The sequence below is a fragment of the Chloroflexus sp. genome, from assembly GCF_034434295.1.
Classification (GTDB): Bacteria; Chloroflexota; Chloroflexia; order Chloroflexales; family Chloroflexaceae; genus Chloroflexus.
The window spans coordinates 1-3,196 of the sequence record NZ_DAOTZQ010000131.1 but is presented as its reverse complement, the minus strand read 5'-3'; the positions used below and the strand labels follow the sequence as shown (position 1 = coordinate 3,196).

General features: G+C 55.6%; 2 protein-coding genes. One reads left to right on the top strand and one right to left on the bottom strand.

The features are described 5' to 3' along the window. A partial coding sequence (locus VAE57_RS17585) for a hypothetical protein (protein WP_322823133.1) occupies positions 1 to 1,240 on the bottom strand: 1,240 nt, incomplete at its 3' end. A 428-nt stretch (positions 1,241 to 1,668) separates the two neighbouring features. On the opposite strand from VAE57_RS17585, the gene VAE57_RS17580 reads away from it, so the two are divergent. Beyond that, complete coding sequence (locus tag VAE57_RS17580) at positions 1,669 to 2,889, top strand: hypothetical protein (RefSeq protein ID WP_322823132.1); 1,221 nt, start codon at positions 1,669 to 1,671, stop codon at positions 2,887 to 2,889. Positions 2,890 to 3,196: the final 307 nt, after the last annotated feature.

Sequence of the window (3,196 nt, the reverse complement as noted above, 5' to 3'; positions counted from 1 at the left end):
ATGGCACACTGGCGTTCGGGTCGAGACGATAAGTGTTGATAATCTCGTCGGTGCGGCTGACCAGCGTATCGAATTGATCTTCAGGCACCAGGGTTGTTAACACCGAGACCTTGTTACCACGCTGCTCAATGAAACTGTTCCCCAACATCGGTGCCTGCACGTTGTTGGAGGCCGTTGCGGTATACCCCCACACGATCAGGATACTGCCATCACTTTGCGGTCGCGGCTCTTCGTAGAAGAAGTCGGGTTGACTGCCAAATGCCGATTGCAAGAAGCTCACCAGCTTGTCAACCAGCTCATCGTCGCTGTAGGTAGTGCTGTCTTCCAGTACATCAACAATGATTGCCGCATTGTTTGTTGGATCAGACCAGACCAGGATCAGTTCGCCGGGGCGACTGTTATCGGTCAGGCTCCAGTTTTCCGGCAAGTCGATCCTGAACACGCCAGAGGGATGGTTGTAGGTCTGCAATTGACCAATTTCAACCGGAGCCAGCGCACTACCGCTGGTAGTTTCATTACCGGTTGTCGAGCTGCCGCCGATGGAAGCAGAGGGGTTAAGGCGGTAGGTATTGATAATTTCGTCGGTTTTGCTCACCAGCGTATCAAACTGCTCTTCGGGCACCATGGTGGTAAGGATTGAAATCTTATCACCTCGTTGCTCAATAAAGCTGTTCCCCAGCAAGGTTGACTGCACATTGTTGTCAGCCGTGGCCGTATACGACCAGACCACTAACTGACTGCCATCACTTTGCGGGCGGGCCTCTTCGTAGACAAAATCTGGCTGTTGACCGAAGCGCTCTTCGAGAAACGAAGTAAGTGCATCGACCAGTTGCTGATCGGTGTAGCTCCGGCTATCTTCAACAATATTCACCCAGATCGCACCATTGCCGGTCGGGTCTGTCCAGATCAGTAACAGCTCGGTTGGGGAGCTGTTATCCTCTAGTGTCCAGTTGCTGGGAATATCGATCTGAAAGACATCACTCGCGTGCCGATAGGTCTCAAGTGGTCCAATATCGACCAGCGCCAACTGACCACTCTGGCTGGCGGCTGTGGGTGAGGGGCGTGGGGTGGCCGTCGGTTGGGCTGGGGGTAAGGTGGGGCGGGGCGTGCGCGTGGGCGCCGCAGCCGCCTGGGTTGGGGTTGCGGTAGGAGCGGCGCTCTCTCCACCACCACATGCGGTAAGGGCGAAGAGTAACAGGCCGATGAGCGAAATGAACCAGTACCGGTGTGTGCGGGACATACAACCTCCCTTCGAATAATACTGTGATGGACAAAGACTCTGTACTATGTGGCGTGCAGGAGTGGTCTCGGATGCATGTACGCACTATGGGTGCAGAGGTTTCAGAGGATGTGTGATGGTGTTGGGCGATGGGGCAATACGATATTGTAAATAGCCTGAGTTGCTACCTTGGGGCGTGAGGTAGCGTGTCGATAGGAACGGGGTACTACCTACATTGTTCTCGCAGGTACGCCGCATGGTCTTGCACACAACGTCGCACTGTTCATCCCGGCAGTCAATCTTCGTGGCCTGCTCACAACATAGGTGGCAACTTGGGTTAAATATCACAAAACCGTTATTGTCGATATTACCAACCTGACAAATTTGCCATTCCCCTTTCCCAACTTCTCCCATATAATAACGGCTACCACCGTCGTAAGGAGGTGCATATGCGTCGTGTGCTGATCCTCTGGTTCGCCATCTGGTCACTCTTCTCCGCTTCGGCGGTGGCTGCGCAGCCGTTGCTCACGGTCACGCTCGATTTTGAAGGATTTGCCGATAATCTGGATGTTACCGGCTATGGTGGGCTACAGTTTGGCGCCGGCTGGCGCTTCGGTGATGTGCGTAGCGGGCGCTACAATGCTCCGTTTCCTGCATTCTGTCCCGATTTTGGCGATACATGTGCTTTCTGGCTGAACGGTAACGGTTTCGGACGTGTGAGTGGGAGCGGTAGCGGCAGGATTAGTTTGCCGGCCAATGTCATTGCATTCAGTGTTGGGGTTTCTACTTCTGAGACGCTTGGGATCACGGCCTTCGCTGCCGATGGGTCTGTCCTGGCAACAACCGGGGTGCCGGCAAATATCCTGACCGGTCGCCTTGACCGAGCCACGCTGACCGCCCCCCCAGGACAGGTGATTAGCGCCATCGAACTGAATGGAGTGCGCGATACCTGGTTGATTGACGATATTGAGTATGTGATCAATCCTGCATTGGGGGCACGACCGGCCCGTCTGGTGCTGGCTCAGCGGGTTGATGATGTGGTGAAGCCGGGTGAGATGTTTAGCCTGGATCTGGTGCTGGAAAATTACGGCCAGGGGCCGGCATTTGCGACCACGATTGAGTTGCCGTTTGCTGATGACACCTTGATCCTGCTTGACGCCAAAACAAGTCGCCCCGACGTATGGGTGAGTGATGTGCAACCGGGACGCATCACAATACGCACGGGGATACTGGCTGCCGGGCGTGATCTGGTTACAATAACAATCCGTTTCCGGGTGCACGAAGACGCCCCGTTGGGTACCGCCATTGGTCGCGTTGCCCGACTCAGTTTTCGCGATGCGGTCAGCGAATCTGGCCGAGGTCAAAGCAATCTGCCCGCAACGGTGATTGGCGACGGCCCGGACCGCACGTTTTGGCGGACACCGACTCTTACTATTACCGGACAAACGCTGTCCTATTCGGCTGCCGGCTTTGCCCCCGGCGAACCAGTTGGTATCTGGTATAACCCACCCGCCGGTGCACCACCGGTCACCGTGACCACCGTGCGCGCCGATGGCGATGGCCGCGTAAGTGGCTCCCTGGAATTGATAGACTTGCCGCCCGGTGATTATTCGCTGGTATTGTTCAGCCACCACTCGCAGCAGACGTTTGTTGGTGGGTTTAGACGGTAATGGTTGCCGCGTCGGGATGACCGGCGCTCAATCTGGCATTCGTCACCAGCCGGTCTGTCAGTTGGTGAGAGAGATGGGAAGCGGGGCAATTCATGTGTCTCGGTGCAGCTGTTGCAGGTGCGTCGCCACTACTGCAAAACGGGTATAACACGCTGCGATGATACAGGTGCCCATTGACATAAAAACCTATCCGAAACGTCTTGCCTGAACATCGATAATCCCAGCGCGACAGTTGTCATATCAGGCTCCTTCAACACCCCGACACCGTACATAACGCCGTGTGCACCGGTATACCCTGGGAGCGCGA